Here is a 13,349-nt window from a genome sequence, read left to right as displayed (position 1 = left end):
TCACAAAGAAAAAACCCACTGTGTTGCCACAGTGGGTTAATTTAATACCAAACTAATCTTCAGCTAACTCGCGTTAGCAGGCAATTAGAAAGTGTGACGTACGCCAACTGCGTAGTTCTGAGCACTACCGCTAACAAGAGCGCCAGTAGTAGTAGTGGAATTACTTGTGGTTGTTGAACCATAGATTGCATACAAGTTTGTACGCTTGCTCAACCAATAGTTACTTCCCAACTGCCATGCATTAAAGTTTGCTGTTGGAGAACCAACACCATATGCTGTATAACGTCCAAGACCAGCACTTGCCCAACCTTCAATTTTTGGTGTGATAAAGCTACGAACACCAATTTGCTCAGCAGAACGCTTGCCGTAGTAATTTGTATTGTAAGTTGCAGTAGCTTTACGTGAAACGTATTGTGCATATGCCTTCAAGATACCAAAGTCGTACGTAGCTGCTGCGTACATCTGGTTGTCTTGAATGTTACGACCTTGAGAAGCGTTAACTGCAGTTGTATTGGTACCAACAACAGCGCCAGCAGTAGTAGCTGCAGCATCAGTAGTCAGGGTAACTGGCAGAACACCTGCACCATTGAAAGGCTGAGCTCCAGCTGTAGCTAATTCAGCTTGCTGCTTGAATGCTTGATATTGCGCAGTTGCATAGAATTTATTTAGCGTGTAGTCAGCACCTAAGCCCCAACCATTAGTATTTACAGATCCGCCTGTAAGGCCAGTTGTACCAACAGTAGTAGTTTGGTTATTCATCACAAACATACCGTTAACACGGAAACCAGCCATTGCATCGCTCTGCACTGTCAATGCATTGGCCATACGAACTGTATAGGCAACAGTGTTACCTTGGGCCGCAGTAGATCCAGAAGAGGAGGTCGCTACGCCTGAGCCAAATGAATAGATAACGTTACCAACCATGTTGTTTGCTTGACCTGGGTCAGTTGCAGCAACAGCTGTGTGGATTCCTGTGTACTGTGTACCAATAGCAGCTTGACCAATACCATTCTTTTTCAAACCAACAAAAGTTTGACGATTTTGCAAACCGAGATTGGAGTTACCAGAAATATCAGCTTCTTGTGGTGCTAGAGCGAACTCAGTTGTGAAAAAAGCAGACAAGCCACTGCCTAAATCTTCTGTACCACGGAAACCCAAACGGCTTGTGGACTCAGCATTTTGTCCAAACTGGTTGCCAGTTACCTTATTATTTTTTGATGTTGGCGATGTTGCTGCTGAGTTGTTAGTGGTGGTGTTGCCACCAACATAACCCACATCCAAAATACCGTAGACAGTCACTGATGACTGAGCTTGAGCTGCACCAGCAAATGCTGTTACTGCAGCGATTGCGAATAGCGATTTTTTCATTCTTTAAATCTCCATAAATTAAAAGTAACGCCCAATAAAAAACTGGGACTCACGAATTTTGCTTGTTTTGCTTGGCTAGTTTGGGGTTCAGGGTATGTAGGGGTTATTTTTGCTTGTCAAAAGACAGTTTTTTGGCTTTCTTCGTTGTATGAGGGCAACAAGGGCTTTGTTTCCTGTTCTTTTAGGGCCTTAAATGTCAAAATTGTCATATGGCAAGCCGTGAATTCTTAAAAATATTGCAATCTGCTCGACTAGGTGATGTATCTGCGCAACAAAGTGTGGCCTCTGCGTATTTAACAGGTGCATTTAGGACGCCGATTCAGCCCTCCAATGCCTTAATTTGGTTCGAGAAATCCTATTTTTCTATTTATAATCAAGCACTTACTAATTTAAGCTCAGAAAGTGCTAAACCCGTCTCTGATGATGCGGATTCTCCTATTGCTCTTGAGATCTTAAGCCAAATTACTGCCGTTCCTTTGGCTGCCACGCTCAATTCTTCAGCGTTTAGTTTTGGCTGGGAATCTTTTTGGCAGATGGCAAATCTCAATATCTCCGAAAGACATGCTGCGCAATGGCAACTTGCAGAGTTACTCCTTGACCCAGATAAAAAAATCTACAGGCGGAGCTTAGTGAGTGGCTCTTAAAAAACTACAAAAACTATGGCGGCTCTAATGGTGGAGTAAAGCGTCATCCACATACCGACTCAGAGGATGTTGATCTTGTTGATCTACCAGCCCTGCAAAAAACAGCCAAAGCATTTTTACTTTCTTTAGCTGAGTCCAATACTGAGTTTGCAGCGTTAGCAAAAGATCTCTTAATGAAGTTGCAGCCTAAAGATGAGACTCTGTCCTCGCTTTGGAAGGCTTGGGTCTCTAATCAGAATGAGGCCGCTCTTGTGCAGGCCGCTGAACTTGGACTGACTGCAGCTAAATTGACACTAGGTTTGCGCTTGGCACAGCCTAAAAAAAAATTGCAAGATATAGGCAATGTTGTCAAAGCTACTACTTTCGCTAAATCTAATATCTCGCTTAAGAAGGCTGCCTATTGGTTAGAGATGGCAGCAAAAGATGGTGACCGTAATGCGTGGTTTGCGCTTGGTGAGATTTACCGTCGTCCCCAGTTTTCTGGATACAGCGCCGCAGAAAGTGATCGCTGTTTTGATATGGCTGCAGATTTAGGTCATGCCCAAGCGCAGTTTCGGAGAGGTGCTAATTTATGGCGCAAGCGCGAAAAGATCGAAGAAAAAGTACGCGGTCTACAAGCCTCTTATTGGATCTGGCAGGCACACCAACAAGGGGTAGCTGAAGCAAAAGAACTCCTCTCTAAAGTCTTAGAGAATGTCAGCAATACCGATGTGAATGAATGGCATAGTCTAGCCACTCATGCACATAGAGTGCTCAATCATTATGCCGAGCATCAACTAGATCAGGAATGGATCTTGATGTGCCATCGCTTCATCATTGCCAATCAATTTCATTTGAGCAAAGCGGAGATGCTACTTTGCGAGGTCAGCCAGCTACAACATGAGCATTGCATTGTGGTGGACATTCGGCATGAACTGCCAAAAATATTACCCCGACTTATTCAGATTGATACGACTCAGCAGCGCCGCTCTCTATTATCAGCAGGCAAAGTATTTGCGGGTAGTGAACCAGAACAAGAAGGTAATTTACGACAAAGACGTTATCGCTTTGATCGTCTGAGTGAGTGGCTCAATACTACTTTTTCAGAAAATCACACTGCTGTTTAATTTGCAGTATTTCCTTTATCCGCTGCATTATCTTTATCTGGGGCATTATTTTTGTCAGCGGCATTACCTTTGTCAGTTGTATTGCCTTCATCGCTTTCGTCATCAGCAGGCTTAGGCACATAAAAGCGCGCCACGATTAATCCGAGTTCATACAGTATCGTCATTGGTATGGCGAGTAATAACTGTGAGAGTACATCCGGCGGAGTCACAATGGCGGCAATGACAAAGGCACCGACAATCACATAGGGTCTGATTTCTCGTAACTTCTCTAGAGTTACTATCCGCATGCGTACTAGGACTACTACGACGACTGGCACTTCAAAAGTAATGCCGAATGCTAAAAATGTCGTCATGGCAAAACTGAGATATTTATCAATATCCGTCGACATCTCTGCGCCCAGTGGGGCGTTGTAACTGGCCATAAATTCAAATACGGTGGGGAAGACTAAGAAATATGCGAAAGACATACCAACCAGAAAGAGGCTGTAACTGCTAATAACGAGTGGCACGATCAGGGTACGCTCATGCTGATAAAGGCCAGGTGCAATAAAAGCCCACAACTGATACATTACTACCGGCAATGCAATTAAGAAGGACACCAGCATGGTGACTTTCATCGGGACAAAGAAGGAGCCCGTGACGTCGGTCACAATCATCTTGGCACCAACCGGTAATGCTTTTAAGAGTGGCTGAGCAAATAAGTGAAAAATATCGGGCGCCCAATACACCAGGCACAAGAAAACACCAATAATAGCAATCGCCGATTTAATGACGCGATCACGCAACTCATATAAATGCGAAAGAAAAGATTCCTGTAAGCCTGAATCTTCGGCAGCGTTAGTATCGGGCATCAGTAATGGTTACGTATTGTTGGCGCTGTACTGAAAGCGCTTCATTCTGGCAGCGCCTGACTGAACACGGGTTCGTACCCCAGTAGAGTGCTTATACCAAGTAGGTCTTGCTGCACGTCTGACACCCCAACTCTTGCGGCCCTGACGGGTTGATTTAGCAAGCACTTCTTTGGCATCCAACGGGAGTGTATTTAAGTGGCTGCCATAGACATCTGCTTGATCGCTTAAATTTCCACCAGCCTCTTGCACGGTTGATTGCAGGCTTGTCTCCACCTCTTTAAAAGCAGCAGTACTTTCTTCGCGGAGCTTTTTAAACTCTTCCACTTCCATTTGGCGGCTGACTTCAGATTTAACATCAGCCATATAACGCTGCATCCGTCCAAATAAATTACCCGCCATGCGAGCGACCTTCGGTAAACGATCAGGACCGACGACAATCAGAGCCACTACCGCGATGAGTGCGAGCTTTGAAACTCCAAGATCAATCATGCAATGAGCACATCAATTTCTAAGGATGTTTTTGATGATGATTACTTCACGTCTTTAGCTTGGACATCTACAGTTTTTTCTGCAGAGGCTGCGGCAGTAGTTGTGGCAGCTGCATTTTGTGGGATTTGTTCTGTGGTTTCAGTTTTAGCTTCTTCAGGGGCTTTCATGCCATCTTTGAAGCCCTTCACTGCACCACCTAAATCGGTGCCGATATTACGTAACTTCTTAGTCCCGAATACCAACATCACAATCACCAAAACAATCACCCAATGCCAAATGCTAAATGAGCCCATCTTTAATCTCCTTGGATTATTTATTCCAGGGGCGCGGACCGCCCATCACATGCAAATGCAAGTGAAAGACCTCCTGCCCACCATCTGCACCATTATTCACCATCAATCTAAAGCCGCCATCCTTACCCGGACGACAACCCTGTTCTTTGGCAAGCCGTGGTGCTAATTCCATCATTCTACCTAGCAATGGGGCATCCTGGCTTTCTGCAGACTCCAGCATGGGCATGTGCTTTCTAGGGATAATCAAAAAATGTACTGGGGCAGCAGGGTTTATGTCCTTAAATGCATAGATTTCTTCATCCTCATAGACCTTCTGTGAGGGGATTGAGCCCTCAGAAATCTTACAAAAGAGGCAATTGGGGTCATGCGCCACAGATTTGCTTTGCTCAATCATTGCCATTGGCCTTTCTGGCAGCCTTTTCTTCAATACCGGATGTGCCTAAACGACGCTCTAATTCACCAACAACATCTTCTGGGCGTAAACCAAACTGAGAAAGGGCTATTAAACAGTGGAACCACAAATCCGCCATTTCTCCAACCAGAAGCTTCTGCTGTTCAGGGGCTAAATTGGCATGACGGGCATCTTTAGCCGCCATGACTGCTTCGGTAGCTTCCTCACCAATTTTCTTCAAAATCCCATCGTCGCCCTTAGAAAAGAGCAAAGCAGTATAGGAAGTCTTGGGGTCAGCTTGGCCTGCCTTAAATGCATCACGGCGCTGATCTACTACGTCAGCCAAATGGGCTAAAGACCTATTTAAATCTGCTGGTACTGTATTGGCTTTATTCATATGTGTATTTAAATTACTGCGTCCAATCTTCAATCTTTAACTGCTTGACCCTTTTAAACGCTTGGTCATTGGTCACTAAGATGGTGTTTTCGCTTAAAGCATGCGCTGCGATTTGAACATCTAAAGCCCCTAATAACACCCCATTTAGCTCTAAGTCTGCCCTCAACTTACCATAACGCTCAGCAACTTGACTATCCCACCCAAGAACATCTACTCGCTTTAAGAATTCTTCCACTACTCTACGAAGGTTCTTGGCTTGAGGTTTTTTAGCCAAGCCAAATAGTATTTCTCCCTCAGAAATAGCCGATAAACACAGCTGTTCCATAGGAATACTAGTAATCTTTCTCACTATATTAGGGTGTTGTTTTATCAGGCCACTCACCATATTGGTGTCAAGCATATATCTTTTAGCCGGCATTACTCTTCCAGGCCCTCAAAAGGATCCCGATTATGAATACCTTGATTGCGCTCCTCAGCTGACAAAAAACCTAGTGGGATCTCAGCCTGATTCAAGGCAAGGAAAAAACCATCCCAGTTATCGGGCTTACGTGAAAGAATCAAATCACCAGTAGCCGGATCTTTACGAATAAAGACTTCTTTTTCATCAAAACGAAAGGCTGCTGGTAACCGAATGGCCTGGCTACGCCCATTCATGAAGATTTTTGCTGTTTGGACCATCATTTGACCCTCCTGATATATATCAAAGTATATACCATTTTAGGGCTTAGTTTGGCCTTAAATCAATAACTACGAATGCTTTTTAGTGGACTCATCGACCCATGCAGATTTAACTGAATCCCATTGCAAAAAGAAGCAGCTGTGCTCACCGGTATGACAAGCAATGCCGTCCTTTTGCTCTACCAATAGCAAAATCGTATCGCCATCGCAATCCAAACGAATTTCCTTCACTTTTTGGATATGACCTGACTCTTCACCCTTGTGCCACAGTTTTTGTCTTGAGCGGGTCCAATAGACTGCTTCGCCTAAACGTAAGGTTGCTAAAAGCGCATCGCGATTCATCCAAGCCATCATCAAGACATCTTTGGTGCCAACCTCTTGTGCAATCACCGGGACAAGACCTTGTTCATTCCAGGTTACAGCGTCTAGCCATGGGCCAGGGTCTAAAGATGGGATGGGATTAAATATGCTCATTTCTTCAATTTTGACAGATTTATTTTTGTAGCAATAAAAGTTTGTATTCCGTAACTAAACTAATAGCCTTGGAACACCTACCTTCTTCATGGCGCCAATTAAGTCTTTGTCTAAAGTTGCCAAGGGTATACCTTGACGCATTGCTAACTCTAAATAGGCGCTGTCATAAGAGCTCAGTTTGTAAGCTCTGGCTAAATGCAACACCCCTCCAAAGCAAACGCTTTGAGAAACGGGCTCAGTCGTTACTCCCATCTCCCGAATGATTTCTAAGAAATGGGCACTTCGCATTTCTTCAATTTGTCCCATTGCCTCTGCCCTTGAGATAACGTTGGCAATCTCCAGTGGCCAGATTCCTGGGGCGATCGGTGTGTAAGTACCGGCTACGATTGAATTTAAAATAGTCTCTGAGTATTGGCGATCTTTTGTTCCGCCATCATCAAAAAGCCAACGCATGACGATAGAGTTATCTAGGACAAAATCCATTAATCTCTACCCGCATTGATGAGCGCCTTAATATCAATTCCATCTTGAGCCTTTGCCTCATGCATCAATGCCAGCATTTTTTGGGCTGCTAGTGATGTTGATTGCATACCCTCTTCAGTGATCGGCATCAAGTCTGCAACAGGTTTTCCGCGCTGTGTAATTCGTACGACTTGGCCAGTACTTACTTTTCTCAACAGCTCCGCTAAATGGGTTTTAGCCTCAAATGCACCAACAGTGATAGGGATTGATTTCATATAGTATCCAACTGGTTTATTAAACTAGTTTAATAGGATTATGCAGGTAGAGCAACCTTCATAAAAATACTAGGCAAATAAAAGCCCATGCTCATCTTATGGACACAGCCTTATTTTGTGTGTATGATGTGTATATTAAGTTAAATAAAAGCCCCATAATGAAATATCCCATTGCGATTGAGGCGGGCAACGATACGAAGGCATGGGGCGTGATTGCGCCTGATTTACCTGGATGCTTTTCTGCTGCTGATAGCGGAATTGATGAGGCTATTGAAAATGCTAAAGAAGCAATCGAACTATGGATTGAAACGGCATTAGATGCGGGTAAAGATATACCCAAGCCTAGCTCCATTACCGATCTACAAAAGAAAAAAGAATTTAAGGGCTGCATTTGGGCCATTGCTGAGATTGATCCAGCCCTACTCTCCGACGACATCGAAAGGGTAAACATTACCTTGCCAAAAAGAGTGCTGGCAAGATTGGATGCTAAAGCTAAGTCAGCCGGAGAAAATCGTTCTGCTTTTATCGCCCATATGGCGATTAGCGCCTAAGGATAGAAATTACAGTCTTACTGGAATTCCTTGGCTAGCCATATATTCTTTTGCCTGACCAACGGTGAACTCACCATAATGAAAAATACTCGCTGCTAAAACAGCATCCGCATGGCCTTTAGTAATGCCATCCACCAAATGCTGTAAGTTACCGACTCCGCCTGAGGCAATTACTGGAATACTTACTGCATCACTCACGGCAGCGGTTAACTCCAAATCAAAACCATCTTTACTACCATCACGATTCATACTCGTTAGTAAGATTTCACCGGCGCCGCGTTTTGTAACTTCTATTGCCCAGCCCACAACATCTTTACCAGTCGCCGTTCTTCCGCCATGGGTAAATACTTCCCAATGACCAGCCTCTGTTTTTTTAGCATCAATCGCCACCACAATACATTGCGAACCATAGTACGCAGCCGCATCCGATACGAGGTCAGGATTAATCACTGCTGAAGAGTTCATGCTGACTTTATCCGCACCCGCATTCAGTAAACGCCTCACGTCGGCTACTACCCGCACGCCACCGCCTACCGTTAAAGGAATAAAGACTTGAGAGGCAACCTCTTCAATGATGTGCAAGATCAAATCCCGCCCATCCGATGTTGCCGTAATATCCAAAAAAGTTAACTCGTCAGCGCCTTGTGCGTCATAGCGACGCGCAATCTCTACGGGGTCACCAGCATCACGCAGACCCACAAAGTTCACCCCTTTAACAACGCGCCCCGCAGTGACATCCAAACAAGGAATAATTCTTTTTGTGAGCACTAGATAAATTTCTTAGAAAACTTGAGTGTCAACTCATCCGCATATTTTTGCGCTGCTGTTAAATCTAAATCGCCAGCATAAATAGATCGGCCAGCAATTACACCCATAATGCCTTCGGGCTCGGCCTCGCACAAGGCTTCAATATCCTGATTATTAGATAAGCCACCACTAGCAATTACCGGAATCCGAATAGCCTGAGCCAATTTAATCGTAGCGTCCATATTTACGCCTTTGAGCATGCCATCGCGCCCGATATCGGTGTAGATGATGGCTTCAACTCCCCAATCTTCAAACTTCTTCGCAAGGTCAATCACTTCATGGCCTGTAATCTTGCTCCAACCATCGGTCGCTACTTTGCCATCACGCGCGTCTAATCCAACCATGATGTGCCCTGGAAAAGCTGTGCACGCATCCTGAACAAATCCAGGGCGCTTCACGGCAGCTGTGCCAATAATCACAGTACTAATACCATCATCCAATAAACGTTCAATGGTTTCTAAATCCCGAATGCCACCACCGAGTTGGACAGGAATTTCATCTCCGACTGCTTTAAGGATAGATTTAATTGCAGACTCATTTTTGAGTTTGCCAGCAAAGGCACCATTTAGATCAACCAGGTGCAAACGTCGCGCACCTTTACTAATCCAATGTGCAGCCATAGCCCCAGGGTCTTCAGAGAACACCGTAGCTTTATCCATATCACCCTGCTCGAGTCGAACACAGTGGCCGTCTTTTAAATCAATTGCAGGGATTAGTAGCATAGCAGCGCGTTGTTTAGGGTTAGGGTTGCCAAGAAACAAAATTTTTATAAAGCTTCAAACCATATTCTGCACTTTTTTCTGGATGAAACTGCGTTGCAAAAATATTATCCTTTGCCACCGCAGATGTAAACCAATCGCCATATTCTGTTGATCCCACAATGTCTTCTTGACGTTGTGGCACAACATAGTAGCTATGCACAAAGTAAAAGCTCGTTAAATCCGGAATACCGCTCCATAAGGGGTGCTGACGATCTTGGCGTACTTGATTCCAGCCCATGTGGGGAACTTTATAGGCAGAGCCATCTGCTTGGCGCAGCTTTTTTTCAGCTAAATCAAAACGACGTACCTCTCCAGGAATTAATCCCAAACAGGGGGTCCAGGGCGTATTCGTATCGGTTTTCACTTCAGCACGTACTTCAGCACTTTGGTCAAATAGCATCTGCTCTCCGACGCAAACCCCTAATAGTGGCTTGCTCTTAGCTGCTTCCAACAAAGCTTCCAGTAAGCCAGACTCTTTGAGATGCTTCATACAGTCGGGCATCGCCCCCTGACCAGGCAGCACTACCCGCTCGGCAGCAAGGATCTCTTCAGGTTTATTGGCAATCAGAATATTGGCGTCCGGCGCGACATGATGAAATGCCTGATACACGGAACGAAGGTTGCCCATGCCGTAATCCACAATCGCAATGGTTGGTGCCAAAGTTAACCTGTATTTTGTGTTGTGTTGGGCAGTCTTCTAATAGAAAGCACTGGAAGGCTTCTAAATTACAGACTGCCTTTGGTCGAAGGCACCACACCAGCCGCTCTTGGATCAAGCTCTAAAGCCATACGCAGAGCACGGCCAAAAGCCTTGAACACTGTTTCAATTTGATGGTGGGCATTAATGCCCCGCAGATTATCGATGTGCAATGTCACGCCCGCATGGTTCACAAAACCACGGAAAAACTCAATGCTCAGATCCACATCAAAATCACCTACCCGTGCACGGGTAAAGGGAACATTAAATTCCAAACCCGGACGACCTGAAAAATCAATCACGACACGCGATAAAGTTTCATCCAAAGGAACATAAGAGTGGCCATACCGTGTAATACCTGCCTTATCGCCTACCGCCTTGGCAATGGCCTGCCCCAAGGTAATTCCTACATCCTCAACCGTATGGTGATCATCAATATGGGTATCGCCATTGGCAACGACTTTAAGGTCGATCATGCCGTGACGGGCAATTTGATCGAGCATATGATCCAGAAAAGGCACGCCTGAGGCGAGCTCAGCTTTACCAGTGCCATCTAAATTGATGACAATTTGAATTTTGGTTTCCGAAGTGTTTCGGGTGACGTCGGCTTGCCGCATGCTTCGTTGCGCCGCGAGGCGAAGTGTTGATTGAAGCCTCATAATATCATTGCTCATGCAGATATAAATGCTGAGTTTTCTCATTTTCTTGCTGATTTTTGACCAGAGTCCCTCATGAGCCGTTTTTGGAACCCCGTAGTGCAGACCCTTACCCCTTACACCCCTGGGGAGCAACCGCAAATGGCGCGGCTAGTCAAACTCAATACCAATGAGAGTCCTTATGGCCCATCGCCCAAGGCCTTGACTGCAATAAGCCAGCAAATTAATGAGGATTTAAGACTCTATCCTGACCCAGGAGGTGCTGCTCTTAAAAAGGCGATCGCTGATTTACATGGTCTTGACCCAAAACAGGTGTTTTTAGGCAATGGGTCTGATGAAGTGCTTGCCCATGTATTTTTAGGTCTTTTGAAGCAAGCTCAGCCTGTGCAATTTCCTGACATCACTTATAGCTTCTACCCGGTCTATTGCAAGCTATTTGGTATGGAATACCAAACCATCCCTTTGGGCCCTGACTTTGAAGTGGACACCCGAGACTTTACGTTTCCGAATGGGGGAATTATTTTCCCAAACCCGAATGCCCCAACCGGCAGAGCAATCCCGCGCGCAGAAATTGAAGCGCTCCTAGCGAAAAACACCGCTTCGGTTCTCGTGATTGATGAAGCTTATGTCGATTACGGCACAGAGTCATGTATTCCCCTACTACGAGGATCTGCTTGTCCTGAAAACCTACTCGTTGTACACACACTCTCAAAATCACGCGCATTAGCAGGATTGAGGGTGGGATTTGCTGTGGGTCACCCTACTCTGATTGAAGGCCTAGAACGCGTCAAGAATAGTTTTAACTCTTATCCACTAGGAAAATTAGCACAGGTCGGAGCTATTGCTGCAGTAGAAGATCAAGCACACTTAGAAGCTACAAGCGCAAAAGTAATAAAGACACGCGAACGCTTAGTGAAAGAATTAGAAAGCCTTGGCTTTGCAACACTACCCTCAACAGCAAACTTCATTTTTACCCAGCACCCAAAACACGCTGGTGCAACACTGTATCAAGCCCTACGCGATAGAGGGATTATCGTGCGTCACTTTAAGCTGCCCCGCATTGATAATTTTCTGCGCATTACCATTGGTACGGATGAGCAAAGTAATGAATTGTTGACTGCTTTAAAAGAAATCGTATCTAAAGCTTAAATGCAGACTGAGATTTAGGCTGCCGCTTTACTTCTTGAGCCGCATCTCCGCTGCCCGCGCATGGGCCTGCAAGCCCTCACCGTGCGCAAGTGTACTTGCTACTGCACCTAGTGTTTGCGCCCCTGCTTCACTGACTTCAATCATGCTCGAGCGTTTTATAAAATCATAAACACCTAATGGTGATGAGAAGCGTGCAGTACGCGCGGTGGGTAATACGTGATTAGGGCCAGCACAGTAATCACCTAATGACTCACTAGTGTAATTTCCCATAAAGATCGCACCCGCATGACGAATCAATTCCGACCATTGACGTGGATTAGTAGCGCAAATTTCTAAATGCTCAGCGGCGATATCGTTAGCAATCTCACAAGCTTCTGCCATATCCTGTACTTGTATCAATAGAGCACGATTGGTAAGTGATGCTTCAATCACTTTCTTTCTGGGCATCTCTGGCAATAGTTTATTAATGCTTGCTTGCACTTGCTCAATAAAAGCAGCATCCGGGCAAAGCAAAATAGATTGTGCTAACTCATCATGCTCCGCTTGAGAAAATAGATCCATCGCAATCCAATCTGAATGACTAGTGCCATCACACAAGATCAAGATTTCTGAAGGACCAGCAATCATATCGATGCCTACCGTACCAAATACTCTTCGCTTGGCTGCTGCTACATAGGCATTACCAGGACCCACAATCTTATCAACCGAAGGAATTGTTTTTGTACCATAGGCTAATGCACCCACAGCCTGTGCCCCGCCAATCGTAAAGACTCTATCTACGCCCGCTAAATAAGCTGCCGCAAGTACGAGTGGGTTACGTGCACCATCTGGTGTAGGCACAACCATGATGACTTCACTAACCCCAGCGACCTTTGCTGGAATGGCATTCATTAATACTGATGATGGATAGGCTGCCTTGCCACCGGGCACATAGATCCCTACTCGATCTAAAGGGGTAACCTTCTGACCCAAGCGCGTGCCATCAGCCTCGGTGTATTCCCAAGAATGGCAACCCGCTTCTATTTTTTGCTGCTCGTGATAAGCGCGCACCCGTTGTGCAGCGATATCCAATGCATTTTTTTGTTCTGCCGGTAAGCTCTGATAAGCCTTCTCTAGCTCTTGGCTAGAAATCTCTAATTGAGAAACACTATCCACACTTAAACGATCAAATTGTTTTGTGAACTCAAGGACAGCAGTATCGCCACGCTCTTTTACTTGCGCCAAGATCTTAACCACTGCAGCATCAATAGCATCGTCATCCGCCATCGGCAAAGACAGGCTAGACATGAGTGTTTCTTTA

The 13,349-nt window shown here is 45.3% G+C and carries 20 protein-coding genes; 4 read left to right on the top strand and 16 right to left on the bottom strand.

Annotated elements, in window-relative coordinates:
* Positions 1-84 precede the first annotated feature (84 nt).
* Positions 85-1,368, bottom strand: a complete 1,284-nt coding sequence (locus tag DCO16_RS00630; RefSeq protein WP_173941868.1) for a porin — start codon at positions 1,366-1,368, stop codon at positions 85-87.
* Between the two features lie 209 nt (positions 1,369-1,577).
* Between DCO16_RS00630 and DCO16_RS11155 the strand changes: the two genes are divergently transcribed.
* Positions 1,578-2,012 carry a hypothetical protein gene (locus tag DCO16_RS11155; protein WP_217426673.1) on the top strand — a complete coding sequence of 145 codons (435 nt, stop codon included), beginning with the start codon at positions 1,578-1,580 and terminating at the stop codon, positions 2,010-2,012.
* 173 nt (positions 2,013-2,185) lie between these two features.
* Positions 2,186-3,118, top strand: coding sequence for a tetratricopeptide repeat protein (locus tag DCO16_RS11150; RefSeq protein ID WP_217426672.1), 933 nt, complete (start codon positions 2,186-2,188; stop codon positions 3,116-3,118).
* On the opposite strand, the gene tatC is transcribed toward DCO16_RS11150, so the two are convergent.
* From tatC to DCO16_RS00575, 10 genes are all read right to left on the bottom strand, one after another.
* Positions 3,115-3,969, bottom strand: coding sequence for a twin-arginine translocase subunit TatC (gene tatC / locus DCO16_RS00620; protein WP_173941867.1), 855 nt, complete (start codon positions 3,967-3,969; stop codon positions 3,115-3,117). The genes DCO16_RS11150 and tatC overlap by 4 nt on opposite strands.
* A gap of 9 nt (positions 3,970-3,978) precedes the next feature.
* Entirely contained in the window at positions 3,979-4,458 is a 480-nt protein-coding gene (tatB, locus tag DCO16_RS00615; RefSeq protein WP_173941866.1) for a Sec-independent protein translocase protein TatB, read from the bottom strand.
* Between the two features lie 41 nt (positions 4,459-4,499).
* Positions 4,500-4,751 carry a Sec-independent protein translocase subunit TatA gene (gene tatA, locus DCO16_RS00610; RefSeq protein ID WP_173941865.1) on the bottom strand — a complete coding sequence of 84 codons (252 nt, stop codon included), beginning with the start codon at positions 4,749-4,751 and terminating at the stop codon, positions 4,500-4,502.
* Positions 4,752-4,767: 16 nt separating this feature from the next.
* Positions 4,768-5,145: a histidine triad nucleotide-binding protein gene (locus DCO16_RS00605; RefSeq protein ID WP_173941864.1), complete on the bottom strand. Its 378-nt coding sequence runs from the start codon at positions 5,143-5,145 to the stop codon at positions 4,768-4,770.
* The gene (locus DCO16_RS00600; RefSeq protein ID WP_173941863.1) at positions 5,138-5,539 is read right to left on the bottom strand and encodes a phosphoribosyl-ATP diphosphatase; all 402 of its coding nucleotides are present in this window, start codon (positions 5,537-5,539) and stop codon (positions 5,138-5,140) included. Before DCO16_RS00600 ends, DCO16_RS00605 begins: the two co-directional genes overlap by 8 nt.
* 13 nt (positions 5,540-5,552) lie before the next feature.
* Positions 5,553-5,957 carry a type II toxin-antitoxin system VapC family toxin gene (locus tag DCO16_RS00595; RefSeq protein ID WP_173941862.1) on the bottom strand — a complete coding sequence of 135 codons (405 nt, stop codon included), beginning with the start codon at positions 5,955-5,957 and terminating at the stop codon, positions 5,553-5,555.
* Positions 5,957-6,220 (bottom strand): antitoxin, encoded by a 264-nt coding sequence (locus DCO16_RS00590; RefSeq protein WP_415836205.1) that lies wholly within the window; start codon positions 6,218-6,220, stop codon positions 5,957-5,959. The genes DCO16_RS00595 and DCO16_RS00590 overlap by 1 nt, the downstream gene beginning before the upstream one ends.
* A 66-nt stretch (positions 6,221-6,286) precedes the next feature.
* The gene (gene hisI, locus DCO16_RS00585; RefSeq protein WP_173941861.1) at positions 6,287-6,691 is read right to left on the bottom strand and encodes a phosphoribosyl-AMP cyclohydrolase; all 405 of its coding nucleotides are present in this window, start codon (positions 6,689-6,691) and stop codon (positions 6,287-6,289) included.
* 54 nt (positions 6,692-6,745) lie between these two features.
* Positions 6,746-7,174 (bottom strand): type II toxin-antitoxin system VapC family toxin, encoded by a 429-nt coding sequence (locus DCO16_RS00580; protein ID WP_173941860.1) that lies wholly within the window; start codon positions 7,172-7,174, stop codon positions 6,746-6,748.
* Positions 7,174-7,428 (bottom strand): type II toxin-antitoxin system Phd/YefM family antitoxin, encoded by a 255-nt coding sequence (locus tag DCO16_RS00575; RefSeq protein WP_173941859.1) that lies wholly within the window; start codon positions 7,426-7,428, stop codon positions 7,174-7,176. Before DCO16_RS00575 ends, DCO16_RS00580 begins: the two co-directional genes overlap by 1 nt.
* A gap of 158 nt (positions 7,429-7,586) precedes the next feature.
* On the opposite strand from DCO16_RS00575, the gene DCO16_RS00570 reads away from it, so the two are divergent.
* The gene (locus tag DCO16_RS00570) at positions 7,587-7,979 is read left to right on the top strand and encodes a type II toxin-antitoxin system HicB family antitoxin (protein ID WP_173941858.1); all 393 of its coding nucleotides are present in this window, start codon (positions 7,587-7,589) and stop codon (positions 7,977-7,979) included.
* Positions 7,980-7,988: 9 nt separating this feature from the next.
* Here DCO16_RS00570 and hisF read toward each other — a convergent pair whose 3' ends face one another.
* The 4 genes from hisF to hisB all read right to left on the bottom strand — a co-directional run bounded on the left by hisF (position 7,989) and on the right by hisB (position 10,861).
* Complete coding sequence (gene hisF / locus DCO16_RS00565) at positions 7,989-8,747, bottom strand: imidazole glycerol phosphate synthase subunit HisF (protein WP_173941857.1); 759 nt, start codon at positions 8,745-8,747, stop codon at positions 7,989-7,991.
* The gene (gene hisA, locus DCO16_RS00560; RefSeq protein ID WP_173941856.1) at positions 8,747-9,508 is read right to left on the bottom strand and encodes a 1-(5-phosphoribosyl)-5-[(5-phosphoribosylamino)methylideneamino]imidazole-4-carboxamide isomerase; all 762 of its coding nucleotides are present in this window, start codon (positions 9,506-9,508) and stop codon (positions 8,747-8,749) included. The genes hisF and hisA overlap by 1 nt, the downstream gene beginning before the upstream one ends.
* 19 nt (positions 9,509-9,527) lie before the next feature.
* Complete coding sequence (gene hisH, locus DCO16_RS00555) at positions 9,528-10,208, bottom strand: imidazole glycerol phosphate synthase subunit HisH (protein WP_173941855.1); 681 nt, start codon at positions 10,206-10,208, stop codon at positions 9,528-9,530.
* Between the two features lie 65 nt (positions 10,209-10,273).
* Entirely contained in the window at positions 10,274-10,861 is a 588-nt protein-coding gene (hisB, locus tag DCO16_RS00550; protein ID WP_173941854.1) for an imidazoleglycerol-phosphate dehydratase HisB, read from the bottom strand.
* Between the two features lie 114 nt (positions 10,862-10,975).
* Here hisB and hisC point away from each other — a divergent pair, with 114 nt between their 5' ends.
* A complete protein-coding gene (gene hisC / locus DCO16_RS00545) occupies positions 10,976-12,049 on the top strand; it encodes a histidinol-phosphate transaminase (RefSeq protein ID WP_173941853.1) in 1,074 nt (357 codons plus the stop codon).
* A 27-nt stretch (positions 12,050-12,076) separates the two neighbouring features.
* Here the strand turns inward: hisC and hisD are convergent, their stop codons facing one another.
* Positions 12,077-13,336, bottom strand: coding sequence for a histidinol dehydrogenase (gene hisD / locus DCO16_RS00540; protein ID WP_415836224.1), 1,260 nt, complete (start codon positions 13,334-13,336; stop codon positions 12,077-12,079).
* Positions 13,337-13,349: the final 13 nt, after the last annotated feature.

Source organism: Polynucleobacter antarcticus, from assembly GCF_013307245.1.
Lineage (GTDB): Bacteria > Pseudomonadota > Gammaproteobacteria > Burkholderiales > Burkholderiaceae > Polynucleobacter > Polynucleobacter antarcticus.
The sequence above is the reverse complement of the archived record's forward strand: the minus strand, read 5'-3'. Positions and strand labels throughout refer to the sequence as shown.

Excerpts from the sequence above, each read along its gene's own strand:
- DCO16_RS00605 (WP_173941864.1), bottom strand. The coding sequence starts at position 5,145 with ATGATTGAGCAAAGCAAATCTGTGGCGCATGACCCCAATTGCCTCTTT.
- tatA (WP_173941865.1), bottom strand. The coding sequence starts at position 4,751 with ATGGGCTCATTTAGCATTTGGCATTGGGTGATTGTTTTGGTGATTGTG.
- hisA (WP_173941856.1), bottom strand. The coding sequence starts at position 9,508 with ATGCTACTAATCCCTGCAATTGATTTAAAAGACGGCCACTGTGTTCGA.
- DCO16_RS00575 (WP_173941859.1), bottom strand. The coding sequence starts at position 7,428 with ATGAAATCAATCCCTATCACTGTTGGTGCATTTGAGGCTAAAACCCAT.
- hisI (WP_173941861.1), bottom strand. The coding sequence starts at position 6,691 with ATGAGCATATTTAATCCCATCCCATCTTTAGACCCTGGCCCATGGCTA.
- tatB (WP_173941866.1), bottom strand. The coding sequence starts at position 4,458 with ATGATTGATCTTGGAGTTTCAAAGCTCGCACTCATCGCGGTAGTGGCT.
- DCO16_RS00570 (WP_173941858.1), top strand. The coding sequence starts at position 7,587 with ATGAAATATCCCATTGCGATTGAGGCGGGCAACGATACGAAGGCATGG.
- DCO16_RS00630 (WP_173941868.1), bottom strand. The coding sequence starts at position 1,368 with ATGAAAAAATCGCTATTCGCAATCGCTGCAGTAACAGCATTTGCTGGT.
- DCO16_RS00595 (WP_173941862.1), bottom strand. The coding sequence starts at position 5,957 with ATGCCGGCTAAAAGATATATGCTTGACACCAATATGGTGAGTGGCCTG.
- hisB (WP_173941854.1), bottom strand. The coding sequence starts at position 10,861 with ATGCGGCAAGCCGACGTCACCCGAAACACTTCGGAAACCAAAATTCAA.
- DCO16_RS11150 (WP_217426672.1), top strand. The coding sequence starts at position 2,186 with ATGAAGTTGCAGCCTAAAGATGAGACTCTGTCCTCGCTTTGGAAGGCT.
- hisD (WP_415836224.1), bottom strand. The coding sequence starts at position 13,336 with ATGTCTAGCCTGTCTTTGCCGATGGCGGATGACGATGCTATTGATGCT.
- DCO16_RS00580 (WP_173941860.1), bottom strand. The coding sequence starts at position 7,174 with ATGGATTTTGTCCTAGATAACTCTATCGTCATGCGTTGGCTTTTTGAT.
- hisC (WP_173941853.1), top strand. The coding sequence starts at position 10,976 with ATGAGCCGTTTTTGGAACCCCGTAGTGCAGACCCTTACCCCTTACACC.
- DCO16_RS00600 (WP_173941863.1), bottom strand. The coding sequence starts at position 5,539 with ATGAATAAAGCCAATACAGTACCAGCAGATTTAAATAGGTCTTTAGCC.
- DCO16_RS00590 (WP_415836205.1), bottom strand. The coding sequence starts at position 6,220 with ATGATGGTCCAAACAGCAAAAATCTTCATGAATGGGCGTAGCCAGGCC.
- DCO16_RS11155 (WP_217426673.1), top strand. The coding sequence starts at position 1,578 with ATGGCAAGCCGTGAATTCTTAAAAATATTGCAATCTGCTCGACTAGGT.
- tatC (WP_173941867.1), bottom strand. The coding sequence starts at position 3,969 with ATGCCCGATACTAACGCTGCCGAAGATTCAGGCTTACAGGAATCTTTT.